This window comes from Acinetobacter sp. ANC_7635, from assembly GCF_056779945.1.
In genome coordinates this window covers 275,099-292,835 of sequence record NZ_JBWYIS010000001.1, presented here as the reverse complement: position 1 = coordinate 292,835, position 17,737 = coordinate 275,099, and the positions used below count along the sequence as shown (strand labels likewise).

Sequence of the window (17,737 nt, the reverse complement as noted above, 5' to 3'; positions counted from 1 at the left end):
TAAACCTCTTATAATTTTTGTTGACGTTCATCCTGCATCATCCGCAGTCTTTGATTGATGATTGCACTCATAGAGTTATTTTCCTTAGCTAAACGCTGAGCATGAATGAGTGAGCGTATCGCATTCTCTTCCGCCCCCTTCCAATATTCAACTTCAGCCCGATATCGCAAAACATTTACAGTACGTAAAGGATTTTTAATATCTAAATTTGCCGCTTGTTGTCGGATGAACCATGCTTGCGCATCACGATTATTGATTTGGATAAATTTATTCGCCAACCTTTCAGCAGCAACAAAATTTCCCTGTCGAATATAAATTTCAGCTAATTTATAGCTTAGAGCGCGATTTTCAGGCGTTATTCGTTGACGCACCAATATCGTTTCCTGCGCAGAATCAAATTGATTGGTCGCCAAGTAGATATCTGCTTGAATAAGCGCGATAAGCTGATGATTTGGCTGGACTTTCTTAGCAAGCTCAATTTCTTTTTGTGCTAGATCAAAATCACCACGCTTTAAATAAAAAGCAGACAGTGCAATTCTTCCAGCCAATGCATTTGCTCTCACCACTCCCTTTAACTGTTCCTCGTTGGTTTGATTGGTCACAACTGCGGTATACCACTTGATCTGATCAAACTCAGAGAGTGTGTTGCTATATGGAACTTTAGGAAGTTGATCTGCACGTAATCGAGCCTCACTCATACGCTGAGTAGTCAAAGGATGTGTTAACCAAAAATCAGGAAGATAACTAATTTTTGGAGTCGCACGATTCATGGTTTCAAAAAACTCAGACATACTGTACGGGTTATATCCAGCACGATACATCAATTGCATTCCAATACGGTCTGCTTCACGCTCTTGATTACGACTATAACTTAACTGTCGATCCACCAATGCAGCTTGAGTTCCCATCATCAGGGCAGCACCTGCATTACCATCAGCTTGTGATGCAATTGCAGCACCCACAATGATACCAGCGAGTGCAAGCAATCCCTGCCCTTTAAAAGCCTCTTGAGAACGACTGTAGTGTCTTTGCGAGACGTGTGCCACCTCATGAGCAACTACACCCGCAACTTCATCCATGTTCTTTGCCGACGTAATTAATCCGCTATTCAATGCAAATAAACCGCCAGGTACAGCAAAGGCATTAATTTGCGGATCGTTTACAATCACCAAAGCAATTGGTTGACCCAACTGTGTTTGCGCAATAATTTTTCGGAATACAGCCATAAATTGATCTTCCAACCAAACATTGTTTAACACTGGAAGTTGTTGCTGTACTTGACGATAGACTTTTTCACCGATCATTTTTTCTTTTTGTTGATCGATAAATCCAACACCACTATTAATATCAGGCACTTCAAATTGAATTTTATTGGCATTGTAGAGTTCATCAGCCGCCGCTGAAAAACTCGAACTCGCTATCAATAAAGCCAAAATGATCTTCTTCAAACCTGTATTCCTAAACGTGTACTTCATCGACTATAACATTGAATAATGTGAAGATTAATGATGAACTGTTACGTTTATTATCATGCTCAACAGACTTTACTTATTCACAATATATTGAGGCTCATCCCCATCTAAGGCTTTTACCAGATTATCATAAGCAAGATTTGCCATTTTCATTCTGGTTTCTGCTGTCGCCGAACCTACGTGCGGCAATGTCACTACATTTTCCAATTGAAACAATGGTGATTCTTGGAGCGGCTCTTTCTGATAAACATCTAAACCAGCAGCAAAAATTTTGTGATTTTCAAGCGCCTCAATCAAGGCCGACTCATCCACAACTGATCCTCTGGCAATATTCACAAACACAGCATGTTTTTGCATTTTCTCAAATTGAGCTTGACCGATCAGCGCTTTCGATTGCTCATTTAAATCGACTGCAATGACGATAAAATCAGACGTTGAAAGTAAAGTATCAAGATCACAATATTTCGCCTTTAAAGGCTCAGCTCGCTCTATACATGGTTTTCGATTATGGTATTGAATATTCATATTAAATCCATAAAAACCACGTCGAGCTATCGCAGCACCGATATGACCTAAGCCAATGATACCGAGCGTTTTCCCATAAAAATCTTGACCAAATTGTGCAACACCAGCGGTACGCGTCCAATGTCCATGCTTTGTCCAAGAATCTAAATGTGTCACTTTACGAGCCGCACTCATCAATAAGGTAAAAGCCAAATCAGCAGTCGTCTCTGTCAACACATGAGGCGTATTGGTCAACCAAATACCCTGTTGTTTTAAATATTCAACGTCGTAATTATCATAGCCCACACTGACCGAAGAAATAATTTTAAGTTTTTTTGCGGTCTGTAAGTTGTCTTGATTTAAACGACGCCCAGCGCCTATCATCCCATCTGCATCCGCAACTTCTCTTAAAAGTTGCTCATTAATGTCACCCTGTTTTGGATTAATTTGAACGACCTGATATTTCGATTCTAATTGATTTAATATTTTCGGATCTATCTGACTAAATACCACAACCTTTTTATTCATAAAACTCCCTCTTTAGATCCAGTATCGATTTAATTTTTAATTAAGTTCCACAAGCGACGCTTTAACAATGGCTGCTCAATCATGTCTTTTAAGCTTGCAATCTGCATATACTGCGTCGTCGATATATGCGGCAAATACCCTAAGCTCAATATTTTTTTATCAACAGATAATGCATCGATAAAACCCTGTATAAATACTTGAGCACCTCTTCCATCTTGGAATTGTGCGAAATTAAATGGCCATTTTAAATCGTAAAACTGTGAACTCACACTACGCTGGATATTCACCCATAATTTTTCTTGTTCTGTGGTGAGCGCTGTAGCATCTAGCAGAATAGTATGTGTTTTAGTGATCATCGCTTGAATTTCAAAAGCATCGATTACAAGCGGTTGACGCTCAACAACTTCATCTTGAGACTGTTTGTCATTTTCCACAAACTCTCGAGGAAGCTGCACACCGTCTGGATTACTTTTTAACTGAAGCGAAGAATCATCTTTATTTAGCTGTTCAGCTTGTGAAGCTGGTTTTGTGATGAACTGTTCTAATTGAGCTTGCGCAAATTCAGGAAAAGATACATCTGTTGGATGATTTTCTTCAACTTGATCGCGATATAAGGAAGGTTTGTAATGACGTGTTTGTGCCGTATTTTGTGGAATCCATATATCGATTCCCATCACAGCTAAGAGGCTTCTTTGATGCTCTAACATATTCACATTCATTACAGATGGACTGGCATGAGGGCTGGGTATTCTACCCACTTTTTTAATCTTTTACTGAACTTTTAATCCGCTAACAATCATAACTTAATTTCATTTCTGACGCATTAATATCCTTGCACCTTTTAAATTCAGAATACATTGATAGCTAAACAATAATGACGCTATTTTTCTTATGCATTTGATCCACTATTTCATCACTTTCAAATCCAAGTCGCCAATATAATAATTCAAGTACATCTAACTCATCTTGTGTAATGATTCGATCATTCCATAAACATAATTCAGCAACACCCAAAATACTCAACCGATCTCTCAGCAACAATCCAGCAATATCATTAAGAATTTCACCTAAGTCGATAGGTTCGTCTGAAATTTCTTCATAAAACTCAATTTCATCACGAGTTAAAATTCGTTCTAAGATTTGGGTTCTAACTTCAAGCTGATTAGCAGTATTTAACTGCTGAACATGTAATAACGCATCTATTAGCCTAACAATTTGCGGCTTAGCATCCTCAATTGAGGTTGGACGATGTATTGGCAATAAATCCAGTTGAGACTTCACCTTTTCAATCAGTAAAGCATCCAAAAGCCCAATTTCACCATCTTCTTGAATAATTTTAGCCAATTTAGTAATAAACTGACGCGCACTTGTAGCAGGCATATTTCCCAACTGCTTACATGCCTCATGAAAAATTTGAATATGCACTCGACCATCTATATTTAACAGTGAGTCGACAATTGCACGACTCACAGGCGCATCAGAAGGAATAAATTCACGGTACTGCCGAATCATTAAAATCGCAACCATCACTTCACGCGCACCAGTCGAAGTTTGCAAAGCCCTTTGAATGAGTTCTGGACGTTTCATCTGCTGTCTAACTTCACTATTTAAGGGTTTGATGGCATCCTTAATTGCAAAGCTGATCGGTGATAATCTTAATAATGGAAGTGGCTGTGGTGACATCCATGGATTATATTCTTCAGCAATAGACTCCTCTAAAGAACGCATTAAACTAAATAGTGGTTGATTTCGTAATTTTTGTAAATTTTCTAATTGAATATCTTCAAGTAAATTCGGATTTAATTCATATATACGATCTTGAATACAAGGTTGGATATTCAACCAACTTTGAGGACTAAGTGAGTTAGCAAAGCACATATGAGAAATAGCTTCAGAATATTCACTATGAATCTGTGATCCTGCGTGATGAACATAGATTCTTAATAAGGTTTGAATATTTGCATTACTACTCAATAATTGTCTTGTCATTGCATCGTTATACAATGTTCGACTACCCAAAGTAATATATTTCATCAGACGCGTAATAAAGACGCCTAAACTACCAATTAACCATATGACTCCACCGATCGCCACAAAAGTTGTTTCCAAACTATCTCTCAATTGATCCCGATTACGTCGAAATCCCTGCTTCGCGATTTTACTGCCCCATTGACTAAAGGTAATTAACCCACTGTATAAAATTTTAAGACGAGTATTTTCTCGAGTTTCACCCGATAAAATTTTATGGAATTCATGACCCAACAATCCATAAAGCTCTAACTCATCGAGATTTTGTAGCGCCCCCCAAGTCAGAATAATCACAGTATCTTTGGGATGAAAACCCGCAGTCAGTGCATTAACCCCTATTTCATCGGGTAAGACATAGAGTGTAGGTGTATCAATTGAGAAACGATGTGCTAATTTTTCAGCAAGCCTAAGCGCTGTACTTTCTTCTGGAGTACTTTCAATAAAAGTGAGTTGTCGTGCTTTCAATTGTTTTGCGAGCGTATGACCACCAGAGCGGAAGACATAAAACTCATAAACGACAGAACCACCAATAATGCTAATCAATAGCAGCATCATATATGGACTGAGAAAATGCCACCAAATGGACTCAGAAGGATCAATATAGTGAACCAACAATCCGAGCGTCGTGTTTAAAATGATAATTGCGAGCACAATAACAATTAAACATACGCTTAATGACCACAGCATATTTTTGTTTTTAATTAAGTAACCACTCACATCTTTCAATGTAAAATTTCCTCATTACATTGTGTTGTGATCATAAATTAAAAAAGCGGGAAATACCCGCTTTTTCAAATAGAAAACTATAAATTAATTTTCTTTAATACCACTCAGATCAACTGAGGCTGCATCAATATTTAGATCGATATAACCATCTTTGGTTTTCTTGGCAGAGTCATTACGCTTGCGCTCTAAACCATCGAGATATGACTCATCAATGTTACCCGCAACGTAAATACCGTCAAATACTGAGCAGTCGAAGTCAGTTAACTCAGGTACTTTTTTCGTACGAACAGCTTGCTTTAAATCTTCCAAATCTTGGAAAATCAAACGATCAGCACCAATCATTTCACGAATTTCTTCAACATCACGATTTGAAGCAATTAATTCGTTTTTAACTGGCATATCAATACCGTAGACATTCGGGTATTTCACCATTGGTGCAGCAGATGCAAAGAAAACTTTTTTAGCACCGGCGTCACGCGCCATTTGAATAATCTCATTACACGTTGTGCCACGCACAATTGAGTCATCTACAAGCAATACGTTCTTATCTTTAAACTCTAATTCAACTGGATTGAGCTTTTGACGTACAGACTTTTTACGCAACTGCTGACCCGGCATAATGAAGGTACGACCGATATAACGGTTTTTCATGAAACCTTCACGGAATTTCACACCGAGTGTATTGGCAAGTTCTAACGCGGATGTACGCGAAGTATCTGGAATAGGAATGACAACATCAATGTCATGGTCCTCACTCCATTCACGCAGGATTTTCTGCGCCAACTTCTCACCCATTTTCAAACGTGCTTTGTATACCGAAATTCCATCAATGATGGCATCTGGACGAGCAAAATAAACATACTCAAAAATACATGGGCAATGGTGTGGGTTAGCCGCACATTGCTTCGTGAATAGATTACCGGCATCATCAATAAAAATTGCTTCACCTGGCATCACATCACGTTCAACTTTAAAACCAAGCGCTGTTAAAGCAACTGATTCGGAAGCAAGAATATATTCAACACCATCATCGGTATCACGCGATCCCAAAATTAAAGGTCGAATACCATTTGGATCACGGAAGCCAACTAAACCATGACCTGTGATCATCGCAACAACAGCATAACCACCTTTACAACGCTCATGCACACGAGTGACTACATGGAAAATATCATCCGCAGTCGGTGTAAGTTTGCCGCGTTTTTGTAATTCATGTGCAAAAACGTTTAATAACACTTCTGAATCTGAATCAGTATTCATGTGACGTAAATCTGTTTTAAACAGATCATCATGAATCTCGTCAGCATTGGTTAAATTACCATTGTGCGCTAAAGTAATACCATAAGGAGAGTTTACGTAAAATGGTTGTGCTTCAGCGCTACTCGATGAGCCAGCTGTTGGATATCGGACATGACCAATTCCGTAATTACCTAACAATGCACGCATATGACGTGTATGAAATACATCACGCACCATGCCATTGTCTTTTCTCAAAAAGAGACGACCATTATGGCATGTCACAATCCCTGCAGCATCTTGTCCACGATGTTGTAACATCGTTAATGCATCAAACAACATTTGGTTAACAGGTGATTTACCAGCTATACCAACAACTCCACACATAGCAACCTCGCAGACAAGCTAGGATTAATAAAAAGGATTATTCGTTGAATGAGATGACGAATCATCTTGTTCAGAAGATGATTGACGAGAAGAATCTGATGATTGATTCGACTCTTCTGATTTCATATGACTTAAAGCTTTTGACGCTGTCTCTTTGGTGTACTCAGTCGCTAAAGGCGCGTAAGGCAATAAAGTTTGAATAAACTTAGATTGTTTCCAATGTGGAGAGCTCTCTACAAATGAACCAATCCCTTGCATAGTAATGAGGACGATTAAGAGACCTTTCAAGGTGCCAAATGCACCACCTGCCAATCGATTTAATGGACCAAGCTTTAAGCTTTTCAGCAACCGATTTAATATTGCAGTGACGATCCAAGTCAAAACAACAATAATCAGAACAATAAAAGCAAATGCCGCTATTTTTTGAACCACAGGATCTTGACTGAGTGCGGACATTGAAGGCGCAATTTGACCCGCAAATTTTGCACCCATAATGAGTGCAAAAATCCATCCTACCAAGTTCGCAAAGGCTTTAACGAATCCTTGACGCAAACCGTTAAGCCCTCCAATGAGCAGAATAATCAGTATAAAGATATCGATGGTATTCATAGATTAGGTCATAGCTTGTACGCAATCTTTAATCAGTTTTGGCCCTGTATAAATTAGACCACTATAAATTTGAACCAATTGCGCACCCGATTGCTGTTTAGTCGCAGCTTGGTCACCACTAAGAATACCACCAACACCAATCAATGGGATTTGACCTTGAAGTAATTTTGAAAATGCAGATAGACATTGTGTACTTTTTTCAAATACAGGCGCACCAGATAAACCACCTGCTTCATCACCATGCACTAAATTTTCTACACCCTCACGTGACAAAGTCGTATTGGTCACAATCAGACCATCAATTTTAAATTGAATTAATTGAGATGCAATAAATTCAATATCTGACTCAGTTAAATCTGGGGCAACCTTTAATACCAGTGGAACATAGTGTTGATATTGTTCAGCAAGTTCAAGTTGACGATTTTTTAAAGTTTCAAGAAGTTCTGTTAATGCATGTCCACTTTGTAAACTACGTAAGTTCTTGGTATTCGGAGATGAAATATTAACAGTAATATAAGATGCATAATTATAAACTTTTTCTAAACAAATTAGATAATCAGTTACAGCATCTTCAACTGCTGTATCGGCGTTCTTACCGATATTGATGCCTAATACACCTTTATAATTTGCTGCTTTAACATTCTCAATCAGCTGATCTACACCATCATTATTAAAACCCATACGATTAATAATCGCTTGAGCCTCTGGAAGGCGGAATAAACGCGGTTGAGGATTACCAGACTGAGGTCGAGGGGTAATGGTTCCAATTTCGATAAAACCAAAACCTAAACTCGCAAGTGCATCAATATATGCACCATTTTTATCTAAACCTGCAGCCAAACCAACTGGGTTTGGAAATTGAATACCCATACAAGTCACTGGCTTTGGGTCTATTTTTTGACGCATTATGCCAAACTTATATGTCGATTTAAGCATTGATAATGTCAAATCATGTGCACGCTCAGGCGCCAATGAAAATAGAAATGGACGAGCAAGCGAATATAACATATCTCAAAAACTGCGGTTTTTTAAGTTGCCACATTATAGGCTGAGTATGCCCAAAACGCTATGCCTGTCATAGGTTTATTTTCACCACTTACTGTACTGATGCTGTTAATTTAATCGCAGCTCCAGACTTAATAAGTTCCAATTTTTCAACACTTAAACCCATTTGAACCAATTGGGTAAGAAAATTTGCGAGGATCGCGTAGTTTTCATGCTCAGCACTGATCATCAATTTATTATCGCTTGGTTGTGTGACCACAGATAATCCTGCTTGTTGTGCCACACGCTGAATTTTATCCGAAGGTGTTAGGCTTAAATCTGTTGAAGATTTCATTGTCACCACATTGGATTGCATCCACACCAATGTGTCTTTCAGTTCATTCAATCTTTTTTGCTGATTATCTGCTGCTTCATGCATTTTCCACAAAGCAGAACCAATCAATGCGACGACAACGATAATCGTTGCAGCGATGACAAGTACACGCTCACGTACACTCAATGACGATAAATAGTCATCAATCTTTTCAAATAATTGATCAAATTGATTTTGAAATTTTTCTAAAGTTTTCATTATTGTACTTTCACCAAACCAACGACCATTTTATCCTGAGTTTGCACATTCCCAAGTTCAGCTTTGAAGCCTTGCTGATTCATTTGCTGAATTAGATTTTGTAATTTTTCGGATGAGTCCGCCACCAAATCCATACTTAAACCAGATGCTTCATAAGAAACACGATTTGCGATAATTTGATGTTGCATTAAAATCGGACCTACACGGCTGATTAACTGTAAGACCTCAGTATTTGCAGGTTTACTCATCCGCAAATTACTTTCAAATTGGCTTCGCAAATTTTGCTCATTGAGACGACTATTGGGTCCAAACCAAGATTGATATTGCTCTACCGCAACCAAAGCCGTTTGATCAGATACTTTTTTTAACTTTACCCAACGCACTAAATCATAACTGAATTGCACTACAAGCAAGCCCACAAGCAGTGCTGCACATGCTTTCCAATAGCCTGAGATTCCACCCTCTGTGTTTTTTGCTTTAGGCAAAACATTGAATGGATGATTCTTTAATTTTTTTTCAGCTTTAAATACATAATTAAAGCTTTCCCGCTCATTTTGTTCCGTTGCATGAATCAAATTCATCATCTGATCATCATTTAACCGATCATGCAAAATATGTATAGGCTTTGGCAATAGATCCAAAAACAATGCTAAATCATCAATCGCAAAACCTTGATTTGATCCTGTTCTCGCCAATAAATGCCCATAAATATTGGCTAAAATAGTTTGCCCCTGTTCTGGCACTGGTAAGACCAAAAAATCGGGTAATAGCGCAACCACTTTCACCGGAATCAAGTTCAGAGCATGTTGCATTGTCTGGACTTGGTATTGACTGATCCCCATTACTGACAATTGATCTGGTGCCTCAAATTGAGTAAGCACTTTCATCTGATCAATGGAGTGAATGGTATATTCTTCAAGTAAATATTTAGCGCCTTCGCTTCCAATTTGCTTGAATTGCGCTTTGGGCATATTCTGTTCAATAATTTGTACATCATGGCTTGAAAAGAATACAACAGCTTCTTGTCCATGATACGGTTGAGTATCTTGAATTAACTCTTCTAGCGTTGTTGATGAATTCCAATTTTCACCATTTGACCAGAGCCAAACCCCATTCGACACTGGCATCCATAAATACAACATTAATTTTATTCTGCCGTTTTATTCATTAAACACTTATGGTTATTAAGCTGACGGTACAAAATGTTTTAATTTTGTGGAAAGTCCCGCAGCAATGACTGTCTGATCATAAATCCGCGCTTCAGCAAGTGCAAAAGGATTAAAAAATTCAGACGTAATAATTTCTTCAATATATGCCACAACATTCATATGACATACAACCACAATATTCTCAAAAGGTAGTTGAGATAACCACTCAACTGCAACTTTAGCATCATCGTCAGGTTTAATTTTATCACATACTAAAACTTCAACATTTGGAAAGAATAGCTGTATATGTTTTAAAGTTTCCTGCGCCCTGAGCAAAGTACTCACTACAAATATATCAGGTGCAACCATGTCTTTTAAAAAGTGTGCAGTTTGTTCAGCTTGAATATGACCCCGCTCGGTCAGTGGTCGTTTCGAGTCATTACCATTAATTGGTGGAGCGGCTTCACCATGACGAACTAAAGTGAGTTGCATTTGTTTTCCCTAAACCATGTGTCATCCATCATATCTAAACATTATGACAATGATGATAAACCATTCATTAATCTTAAACTTTATGATGCGGCAATACGAATTCAACATCACTTCGATGACCATTCTTCATCAAAGATAATGCAATATGTAATGGTGGTGCACCTTCATAAATCACTTCATAGAGTGCTGTGGTGATTGGCATATAGACATCAAGCTCTTTGGCTCTTGCATTCACTTGCACAATGGTATTAATCCCTTCAGCTGTTTGACCCAGTTCCGTCGTTGCCTGCTCTAAGGTTTTACCTGAACCTAAAGCAAATCCAACTTGATAATTTCGACTTAAGGGACTATTACACGTTGCGAATAAATCGCCAACACCAGACAAACCTAAGAATGTCAGTGGATTTGCACCTAGCTGTACAGCGAAGCGACTCATTTCCGCCAACGCACGTGTCAAAATCATGCTTTTGGTATTTTCGCCAACGTTATAAGCTGCAGCCATCCCCATTGCGACAGCATAGATATTTTTAAGTGCACCTCCAAGCTCCACGCCATGTACATCATCGCTTCCAAATACACGAAATAGTGCACTGTGTAATGCTTGTTGCACTGCATATCTCACCAATTCAGAATGGCTGGCAATCACTGTTCCAGCAGGCATTCCTGACATAATTTCTTTCGCTAGATTTGGGCCCGAAAGGACGCCATAAGGCACTTCTGGAAGCTCTTCACGAATAATATCACTCATGAAACTAAAGGTTTTAGCTTCAATCCCTTTTGTGAGTGATACAACTGCCTGAGCGGTGATAAAGGGCTTAATCTGTTTGAGTACATCTCGGAATGAATGGCTCGGAATAGCAACCAAAATAATGTCTCGATCTCGAACAGCTTTTTCAAGATTGGATTCTGCTTTTAATGCTGGCTCAAGGTTATAATCTGGCAAATATCTTGAATTTACATGTGTTCGATTTATTTCTTTCGCAATTTCCTCATCACGGATCCAAATCATGGTATCACAACCATTTCGTACTGCCGTATTCGCCATGGCTGTACCAAAACTACCACCACCAAGAATCGTAACGCGCAATGCTGTTTTATGATCAATTGCAACTGGCTCGACCAAATCTGAAAACTTTAATTCCGACATTCTTTTAAATCCTAAACATTCTTTTTCTAATCGTTAAATTTGCAATGTTGCAATTACGGCTGCCAAAAACTGACGAATGCATCTATTTCAATCTCAGCGCGTGGTGCAATCGCCTTAAAAGCAGTCCCTACATAAATGATACCTGAAATTAAATCATGCGTTTGTAGCCCAAGCTTTCTTTTAAATAGATCTGACTCCACAACAGCACCACTGCGCCACATGGTATTGAAACCCTGAGCTTGTAAACTGAGCAAAAGATTTTGTATTGCAGCGCCTGAACTTAAAGTTTGCTCAAAATATGGAACTTTCGCATGATCATGAAATCGTGTTACAGCGATAATCAGCATAGGTGCACGCATAGGATGATGACGTACGCGTTCAATTTGAATTGAATCAGTTTCACCAAGGTCTGCTACTGCTTCACTGAGTAAAACACCAAATGCTTCACGTTGCTCTCCTTTCACAACAATAAATTGCGTCGGTTTCAGACGATGATGATCGGGTGCGGTTAAAGCGGCTTTAAAAGCTAATTCTAATTGTTCTGCGTTAGGATGAGGTTCTACCAAATGACCAACGGATTGACGCTGATGAATATTGTCATGCACTACTTGAGAAAATTGATCTGACATTTGAAGACTAATCTTTAAACTAACACTATGTACTTAAGCTTAGCATAAACATTGAAAACTACTCTACAGTTATACTTATACACGAGGCATCCAGCATAATTACAATCAAACATAAATAAGGCATTTTACTTCAAAATCGATACAAAACATGCTTAATTCTTTGGAATTTAAGCCCTAGCATACATGACTGAGCTCCAAACTTAATATTGCAACGCTAGAGGAAAAATAAAATGAAAAAATTAATGACATTGGCTTCTGTAGCTACTGCAACAATTCTCCTGAGTGCTTGTGCATCAACACCTACTGAAACACTTGCTATTCAAAAACCAAACAATCAATATGAAGTGTCAGGATTAGGCAAAACCCAAGTTCTTGCAAAAAATAATGCAATTTCTGCCGCGAACAAAACTTGTGGTAAGAATTCTGCACCTGTCTTAATTGACGAAAAAACTGAATATAACGGCGCACTAAAAGGTGTTGTGGATGAACAGACTGGTAAACTCATTACTGCAGCTTCATCAGTTCTTGGCTCTGTTATTGGTACTAAAAATACAATCGAAAAAGACACTGACTATGAAACAACAATCACCTTCAGCTGTAATTCAACCCGCTAAAATTTCCTATAAAAAAGTCCCTTTGATGGGACTTTTTTTTATTGAGCAATTAGCAATAACCATCTAAACGTGTCAATGGAATCTTTTGACCAATCGCTTTTTCGATCTCAGGTAAATAAAAAGCATCATCTTCTGACAAGAAACTGATACTCACCCCTCTTGTTCCTGCTCGACCTGTACGACCTATACGGTGTACATAATCATCAGACTGCTCAGGCAGAGTAAAATTAATCACGTGTGACACACCATCCACATGAATACCTCGACCAGCCACATCTGTTGCGATCATAATGTTGTGTTTGCCATTTTTAAATTGATCCAACATCTTTAAACGTTTATCTTGCGCGATTTCACCAGATAACATCACTACCTTGTAACCATCATGCTTAAGATGATCATACAGCTTACGGACTTGATCACGGCGATTTGCAAATATCATGACTTTTTCAATTGGCTCATCACGCAATATTTCTTGAAGCAATTTGTATTTATCTGATTTCCCAACCACATAAACACGTTGCTCTACGTCAGCATTGGTTTTTTTCTCAGGCTCAATTTCGACAGTAACAGGTTCAAATAACCATTGTTGAGCAAGATTGAGTACATCATAACTAAACGTAGCAGAGAACATTAAGGTTTGACGTTGTTCTTTGCGTGGAGAGAATCGCACAATGCGTTTAACAGAAGGAATAAATCCCATATCCAGTAAACGATCTGCCTCATCAATGACTAAAAATTCAATTTGATCCAACCAAATTTCTTTTTGTTCAGTAAAATCAATCAAACGACCTGGTGTCGCGACAAGAATATCTACGAAATTTTCATCCAGTTGTTTTTTTTGCTTATCAAAATCTACGCCACCCACCAAAGTCACAACATTTAAGTCGGTAAATTTAGTCAGATCACGTGCATCGTTTTCAATTTGAATCGCAAGCTCTCGCGTTGGCGCCATAATTAAGGCACGGGGTTCACCACGATAACGCTGTGTTTGTATCGGATTGTTCAATAAATCATTAATAACACTAATTAAGAATGCTGCGGTTTTTCCTGTGCCTGTTTGTGCACGTCCAATTGCATCATGCCCTGCCAACGTATATTTCAATACTTTCTGTTGAATGGGGGTCATTTCATTAAACCCTAAAGCATCAATCGCTTGCTTAAGTTGCGGATGTAAATTAAGGGTTTCGAAACCTGATGACATATAAGGGGCTCTACAATCAATATTTGATAATGGTCTATAGTATAAACAAAAAACGCCCCAATTTATCAAAATTGGAGCGCAACCTAATTTTCAGTGAAAAGTAGGATTAGTCTAAAGGCTGAACTTCTTCAGCTTGAAAACCTTTTTGACCTTGCACAACGCTGAATTCTACGCGTTGACCGTCACGAAGTGAACGGTGGCCTTCACCTTGAATAGCACGGAAATGAACGAATACGTCATCACCGCCTGCGCGTTGAATAAAGCCAAAACCTTTAGTATCGTTAAACCACTTAACAACGCCTTGTTCGCGAGCTGTCATAAGTTAATCCTCAGTTGGTAAGAAAAGGGACCACCCGGTGTTGCAAACAGCAGAGCAAACAAATTTTAAAACATTTTTTATTTCAAAGCTTGTAATCATTCTGTAAAACTATTAACAAAATCCCGGTTATATCCATTATAAATAAGGCCTAGAGAACAAATTTCTCTACGCAATCCTTAAGTACGCATTGAGCTTAACATGGGTACAACACAATTAATAGAAAAATTTTAGCTAATTATCCAACTAAAACTTGTATATTAATCACACAAATTTAGTGCAAAAATTGCACTTTATTTGAACAGTTCATCTAAATCATTTAATTTTATTCTTAAGTCACACTTTTGCTAGAATAATGCCCAACTTTATTATTCAATCTCGTGTTTTACTATGTCTCAAGTGTTAATCGATGCGATGGGTAAACCTTGCCCTTTACCTTTACTGCTACTTAAGAAATCGATGAAACAAAATAGTGCACCTCAGCAATTTTTATTAAAAGCTTCAGATCCGAACAGTCAAATCGATATTCAACGTTATTGTCAGCTACATAAATTGACATGCGCATTTAAACAAGTTTCGGATTCTGAATTTCATTACGTGATTGAATCTTAGGTGTTTTCATCTAAATTAATCATGGATAAATATTGTATTTAAATTTACATTTCACTACCCAAATTCGCTTAATTCTGTATGCTATAAGGATTAAGATGAATGTAATTGGTTTTTTAAACTATTTTCCTATAAGGAGTACTCATGACTGACAGCAGCAATCAATTGATGCCCCTGTCATTGTCTGCGCCCGGGGTCAATTTAGGTGCTTACATTAGTACTGTAAACCAGATCCCTATTTTGACAGCTGAACAAGAAAAAGAGTTAGCTGAACGTTATTTTTATGACCAAGATCTAGACGCAGCTAAAATGCTGGTGATGTCCCACCTTCGTTTTGTTGTGCATATTGCCCGCAGTTACGCAGGTTACGGCTTACCTCAAGGCGATTTAATCCAAGAAGGTAATTTAGGCTTGATGAAAGCCGTAAAACGCTTCGATCCCAATATGGGAGTACGCTTAGTTTCTTTTGCAGTACATTGGATTAAAGCTGAAATCCACGAATATGTGATTCGTAACTGGCGTATTGTTAAAATTGCGACAACTAAAGCTCAACGTAAACTGTTCTTCAACTTAAGAAGCTTAAAAAAATCGAGCAAGAAATTAACGCTCGAGGAAGCGCAATCTATTGCGGCTGATTTAAATGTAACAGCCGAACAAGTTCTTGAAATGGAAGGTCGTTTAACAGCTTATGACGCAGCCTTCGAAGCTCAATCCGATGAAGATGATGAAAGCTCAGTTCATGTCGCTCCTGCGCTTTACTTAGAGGATAATCGTTATGACCCTGCTCGTTTAGCAGAGGAAGAAGATTATGAATCTCAGAGCACCTCTGCTTTACATGAAGCAATGGATCAGCTGGATGATCGTTCACGCAATATTTTACAGCGCCGCTGGTTAGATGATGATAAGTCTACGTTGCATGAACTAGCTGCCGAATATAATGTTTCCGCTGAACGTATTCGCCAGCTTGAAAAAAATGCCATGGACAAGATCAAGATCGCCATGTCATCAAATTAATACGATTACCAAAAAAGAGCTATAAGCTCTTTTTTTGTATTTACGCTATGCAAGTTTAAAAAAATCGTACGTCATGTATGCTATCGTATGACGCAATTTTCGATTGGGAATAACCTGATGTGGATCTCAATATCAGCCATTAATTTAGCGCTTGCCGTAATGCTAGGTGCTTTCGGCGCTCATGGCCTTAAAGCTCGTGCAACCGAAGCCCAACTGACATGGTGGCAGACTGCAACTGATTATTTCTTTTATCATGCAATTGGATTATTAATACTCGCCCTCATACCAAAAATAATTCCAAACTTTTCAACTCAATTCAGCTTTATCTTCATCCAGTTCGGTATCATTTTATTTTGTGGATCTCTATATCTCATGGCTTTAGGGCTCCCGCGCGGGTTAGGGGCAATTACACCTCTTGGTGGAGCATTGATGATTATTGGCTGGCTACTTTTAGCATGGCAAGCATTCAAAATTCAACATTAATTTGAAGGTCATCTGATGAATATTTTTTTAAATGGCGAGTCGATTCAAACGCAATGCCAAAACTTATTAGAACTGATTCAAGAATTATCGCTAGAAGGTAAACGATTTGCTGTTGAAAAAAATGAAATGATCATTTCAAAAAGTAAACTAGCAGATACCCCTATTTCAGATGCTGACCGTATAGAAATAATTCATGCTGTTGGCGGTGGTTAACTCGGAGTAAATATGGAAGATAGTCCGTTGATCATAGGATCACGTTCATTTAGTTCACGACTATTAGTGGGCACTGGAAAATATAAGGATATGCAGGAAACTGACTTAGCCATCCAAGCCAGTGGTGCTGAGATCGTTACTGTTGCAATCCGTCGCGTAAACATTGGTCAAAATCCAGATCAACCTAACCTACTCTCAGTGATTCCACCGGAAAAATACACCATTCTTCCCAATACAGCTGGTTGCTTTGATGCCAATAGTGCCATTCGCACTTGTATGCTCGCACGTGAACTTTTAGATGGTCACAATTTAGTCAAGCTTGAAGTATTAGGTGATGAAAAAACGCTTTATCCTAATATTACTGAAACCTTAAAAGCTGCAAGAACATTGATCGATGATGGTTTTGAAATCATGGTTTATACCTCTGATGATCCTATCGTCGCGCAAGAACTTGAGAGTATGGGCTGTGTCGCTATTATGCCTTTGGGGAGTTTAATTGGTTCTGGTTTAGGTATTCTTAATCCACATACCATTTCTATCATCAAAGAAAATGCCAAAGTCCCTGTATTGGTGGATGCTGGGGTTGGTACAGCTAGTGATGCTGCTATTGCGATGGAATTAGGTTGTGATGGCGTACTCATGAACACTGCAATTGCTGCTGCACAGAATCCGATTCTAATGGCTTCTGCTATGAAAAAAGCCGTTGAAGCTGGACGCGAGGCTTATCTTGCTGGTCGTATGCCACGTAAACGTATGGCAAATGCAAGCTCTCCAGAAACTGGATACTTTTTTAAATAAAAAAAAC

At 38.5% G+C, this 17,737-nt stretch carries 20 protein-coding genes; 6 read left to right on the top strand and 14 right to left on the bottom strand.

What is annotated here, in order from left to right:
* Positions 1 to 8 precede the first annotated feature (8 nt).
* The 12 genes from AC1M89_RS01385 to AC1M89_RS01330 form a co-directional block, all read right to left on the bottom strand.
* Positions 9 to 1,448, bottom strand: coding sequence for a M48 family metalloprotease (locus AC1M89_RS01385; RefSeq protein ID WP_481608367.1), 1,440 nt, complete (start codon positions 1,446 to 1,448; stop codon positions 9 to 11).
* Between the two features lie 96 nt (positions 1,449 to 1,544).
* Positions 1,545 to 2,504, bottom strand: a complete 960-nt coding sequence (locus tag AC1M89_RS01380) for a 2-hydroxyacid dehydrogenase (protein WP_481613746.1) — start codon at positions 2,502 to 2,504, stop codon at positions 1,545 to 1,547.
* Between the two features lie 29 nt (positions 2,505 to 2,533).
* Positions 2,534 to 3,262, bottom strand: a complete 729-nt coding sequence (locus AC1M89_RS01375; protein ID WP_481613745.1) for a hypothetical protein — start codon at positions 3,260 to 3,262, stop codon at positions 2,534 to 2,536.
* 106 nt (positions 3,263 to 3,368) lie between these two features.
* The gene (locus tag AC1M89_RS01370; RefSeq protein WP_481613744.1) at positions 3,369 to 5,258 is read right to left on the bottom strand and encodes a M48 family metalloprotease; all 1,890 of its coding nucleotides are present in this window, start codon (positions 5,256 to 5,258) and stop codon (positions 3,369 to 3,371) included.
* Positions 5,259 to 5,342: 84 nt separating this feature from the next.
* Positions 5,343 to 6,881, bottom strand: a complete 1,539-nt coding sequence (gene purF / locus AC1M89_RS01365) for an amidophosphoribosyltransferase (RefSeq protein ID WP_481613743.1) — start codon at positions 6,879 to 6,881, stop codon at positions 5,343 to 5,345.
* A 24-nt stretch (positions 6,882 to 6,905) separates the two neighbouring features.
* Positions 6,906 to 7,490, bottom strand: a complete 585-nt coding sequence (locus tag AC1M89_RS01360; RefSeq protein ID WP_179998321.1) for a CvpA family protein — start codon at positions 7,488 to 7,490, stop codon at positions 6,906 to 6,908.
* Between the two features lie 3 nt (positions 7,491 to 7,493).
* The gene (locus tag AC1M89_RS01355) at positions 7,494 to 8,498 is read right to left on the bottom strand and encodes a quinone-dependent dihydroorotate dehydrogenase (protein ID WP_481596875.1); all 1,005 of its coding nucleotides are present in this window, start codon (positions 8,496 to 8,498) and stop codon (positions 7,494 to 7,496) included.
* An 88-nt stretch (positions 8,499 to 8,586) separates the two neighbouring features.
* Complete coding sequence (gene gspM / locus AC1M89_RS01350) at positions 8,587 to 9,066, bottom strand: type II secretion system protein GspM (protein ID WP_180027608.1); 480 nt, start codon at positions 9,064 to 9,066, stop codon at positions 8,587 to 8,589.
* Positions 9,066 to 10,208, bottom strand: a complete 1,143-nt coding sequence (gene gspL, locus AC1M89_RS01345) for a type II secretion system protein GspL (RefSeq protein ID WP_481613742.1) — start codon at positions 10,206 to 10,208, stop codon at positions 9,066 to 9,068. The genes gspM and gspL overlap by 1 nt, the downstream gene beginning before the upstream one ends.
* Positions 10,209 to 10,250: 42 nt before the next feature.
* Complete coding sequence (locus AC1M89_RS01340; protein ID WP_092766142.1) at positions 10,251 to 10,706, bottom strand: SixA phosphatase family protein; 456 nt, start codon at positions 10,704 to 10,706, stop codon at positions 10,251 to 10,253.
* Between the two features lie 73 nt (positions 10,707 to 10,779).
* Positions 10,780 to 11,853: an NAD(P)H-dependent glycerol-3-phosphate dehydrogenase gene (locus AC1M89_RS01335; RefSeq protein ID WP_481588416.1), complete on the bottom strand. Its 1,074-nt coding sequence runs from the start codon at positions 11,851 to 11,853 to the stop codon at positions 10,780 to 10,782.
* 53 nt (positions 11,854 to 11,906) lie between these two features.
* Positions 11,907 to 12,482, bottom strand: coding sequence for a nitroreductase family protein (locus AC1M89_RS01330; RefSeq protein WP_481608362.1), 576 nt, complete (start codon positions 12,480 to 12,482; stop codon positions 11,907 to 11,909).
* Positions 12,483 to 12,712: 230 nt separating this feature from the next.
* Between AC1M89_RS01330 and AC1M89_RS01325 the strand changes: the two genes are divergently transcribed.
* Positions 12,713 to 13,096: a hypothetical protein gene (locus AC1M89_RS01325; RefSeq protein WP_481608361.1), complete on the top strand. Its 384-nt coding sequence runs from the start codon at positions 12,713 to 12,715 to the stop codon at positions 13,094 to 13,096.
* Positions 13,097 to 13,145: 49 nt separating this feature from the next.
* Here AC1M89_RS01325 and rhlB read toward each other — a convergent pair whose 3' ends face one another.
* A complete protein-coding gene (gene rhlB, locus AC1M89_RS01320) occupies positions 13,146 to 14,297 on the bottom strand; it encodes an ATP-dependent RNA helicase RhlB (RefSeq protein WP_035265921.1) in 1,152 nt (383 codons plus the stop codon).
* Between the two features lie 106 nt (positions 14,298 to 14,403).
* A complete protein-coding gene (locus tag AC1M89_RS01315; protein ID WP_004824348.1) occupies positions 14,404 to 14,616 on the bottom strand; it encodes a cold-shock protein in 213 nt (70 codons plus the stop codon).
* Positions 14,617 to 15,003: 387 nt separating this feature from the next.
* On the opposite strand from AC1M89_RS01315, the gene AC1M89_RS01310 reads away from it, so the two are divergent.
* The 5 genes from AC1M89_RS01310 to AC1M89_RS01290 all read left to right on the top strand — a co-directional run bounded on the left by AC1M89_RS01310 (position 15,004) and on the right by AC1M89_RS01290 (position 17,730).
* A complete protein-coding gene (locus tag AC1M89_RS01310) occupies positions 15,004 to 15,225 on the top strand; it encodes a sulfurtransferase TusA family protein (RefSeq protein WP_035265917.1) in 222 nt (73 codons plus the stop codon).
* A gap of 141 nt (positions 15,226 to 15,366) precedes the next feature.
* On the top strand, positions 15,367 to 16,236 hold the full coding sequence (gene rpoH / locus AC1M89_RS01305) for an RNA polymerase sigma factor RpoH (protein WP_035265916.1): 870 nt from the start codon (positions 15,367 to 15,369) through the stop codon (positions 16,234 to 16,236).
* 117 nt (positions 16,237 to 16,353) lie between these two features.
* Positions 16,354 to 16,719 carry a DUF423 domain-containing protein gene (locus AC1M89_RS01300; RefSeq protein ID WP_035265913.1) on the top strand — a complete coding sequence of 122 codons (366 nt, stop codon included), beginning with the start codon at positions 16,354 to 16,356 and terminating at the stop codon, positions 16,717 to 16,719.
* A 15-nt stretch (positions 16,720 to 16,734) separates the two neighbouring features.
* The gene (gene thiS / locus AC1M89_RS01295; protein ID WP_481608360.1) at positions 16,735 to 16,932 is read left to right on the top strand and encodes a sulfur carrier protein ThiS; all 198 of its coding nucleotides are present in this window, start codon (positions 16,735 to 16,737) and stop codon (positions 16,930 to 16,932) included.
* Between the two features lie 12 nt (positions 16,933 to 16,944).
* Positions 16,945 to 17,730 carry a thiazole synthase gene (locus AC1M89_RS01290; RefSeq protein WP_092766137.1) on the top strand — a complete coding sequence of 262 codons (786 nt, stop codon included), beginning with the start codon at positions 16,945 to 16,947 and terminating at the stop codon, positions 17,728 to 17,730.
* The last annotated feature ends 7 nt before the right edge of the window (positions 17,731 to 17,737 follow it).

Bases quoted from the DNA above. Each gene is read 5' to 3' on its own strand.
- AC1M89_RS01380 (WP_481613746.1), bottom strand. From the start codon at position 2,504: ATGAATAAAAAGGTTGTGGTATTTAGTCAGATAGATCCGAAAATATTA.
- purF (WP_481613743.1), bottom strand. From the start codon at position 6,881: ATGTGTGGAGTTGTTGGTATAGCTGGTAAATCACCTGTTAACCAAATG.
- AC1M89_RS01360 (WP_179998321.1), bottom strand. From the start codon at position 7,490: ATGAATACCATCGATATCTTTATACTGATTATTCTGCTCATTGGAGGG.
- AC1M89_RS01355 (WP_481596875.1), bottom strand. From the start codon at position 8,498: ATGTTATATTCGCTTGCTCGTCCATTTCTATTTTCATTGGCGCCTGAG.
- gspM (WP_180027608.1), bottom strand. From the start codon at position 9,066: ATGAAAACTTTAGAAAAATTTCAAAATCAATTTGATCAATTATTTGAA.
- gspL (WP_481613742.1), bottom strand. From the start codon at position 10,208: ATGTTGTATTTATGGATGCCAGTGTCGAATGGGGTTTGGCTCTGGTCA.
- AC1M89_RS01340 (WP_092766142.1), bottom strand. From the start codon at position 10,706: ATGCAACTCACTTTAGTTCGTCATGGTGAAGCCGCTCCACCAATTAAT.
- AC1M89_RS01335 (WP_481588416.1), bottom strand. From the start codon at position 11,853: ATGTCGGAATTAAAGTTTTCAGATTTGGTCGAGCCAGTTGCAATTGAT.
- AC1M89_RS01330 (WP_481608362.1), bottom strand. From the start codon at position 12,482: ATGTCAGATCAATTTTCTCAAGTAGTGCATGACAATATTCATCAGCGT.
- AC1M89_RS01325 (WP_481608361.1), top strand. From the start codon at position 12,713: ATGAAAAAATTAATGACATTGGCTTCTGTAGCTACTGCAACAATTCTC.
- rhlB (WP_035265921.1), bottom strand. From the start codon at position 14,297: ATGTCATCAGGTTTCGAAACCCTTAATTTACATCCGCAACTTAAGCAA.
- AC1M89_RS01315 (WP_004824348.1), bottom strand. From the start codon at position 14,616: ATGACAGCTCGCGAACAAGGCGTTGTTAAGTGGTTTAACGATACTAAA.
- AC1M89_RS01310 (WP_035265917.1), top strand. From the start codon at position 15,004: ATGTCTCAAGTGTTAATCGATGCGATGGGTAAACCTTGCCCTTTACCT.
- rpoH (WP_035265916.1), top strand. From the start codon at position 15,367: ATGACTGACAGCAGCAATCAATTGATGCCCCTGTCATTGTCTGCGCCC.
- AC1M89_RS01300 (WP_035265913.1), top strand. From the start codon at position 16,354: ATGTGGATCTCAATATCAGCCATTAATTTAGCGCTTGCCGTAATGCTA.
- thiS (WP_481608360.1), top strand. From the start codon at position 16,735: ATGAATATTTTTTTAAATGGCGAGTCGATTCAAACGCAATGCCAAAAC.
- AC1M89_RS01290 (WP_092766137.1), top strand. From the start codon at position 16,945: ATGGAAGATAGTCCGTTGATCATAGGATCACGTTCATTTAGTTCACGA.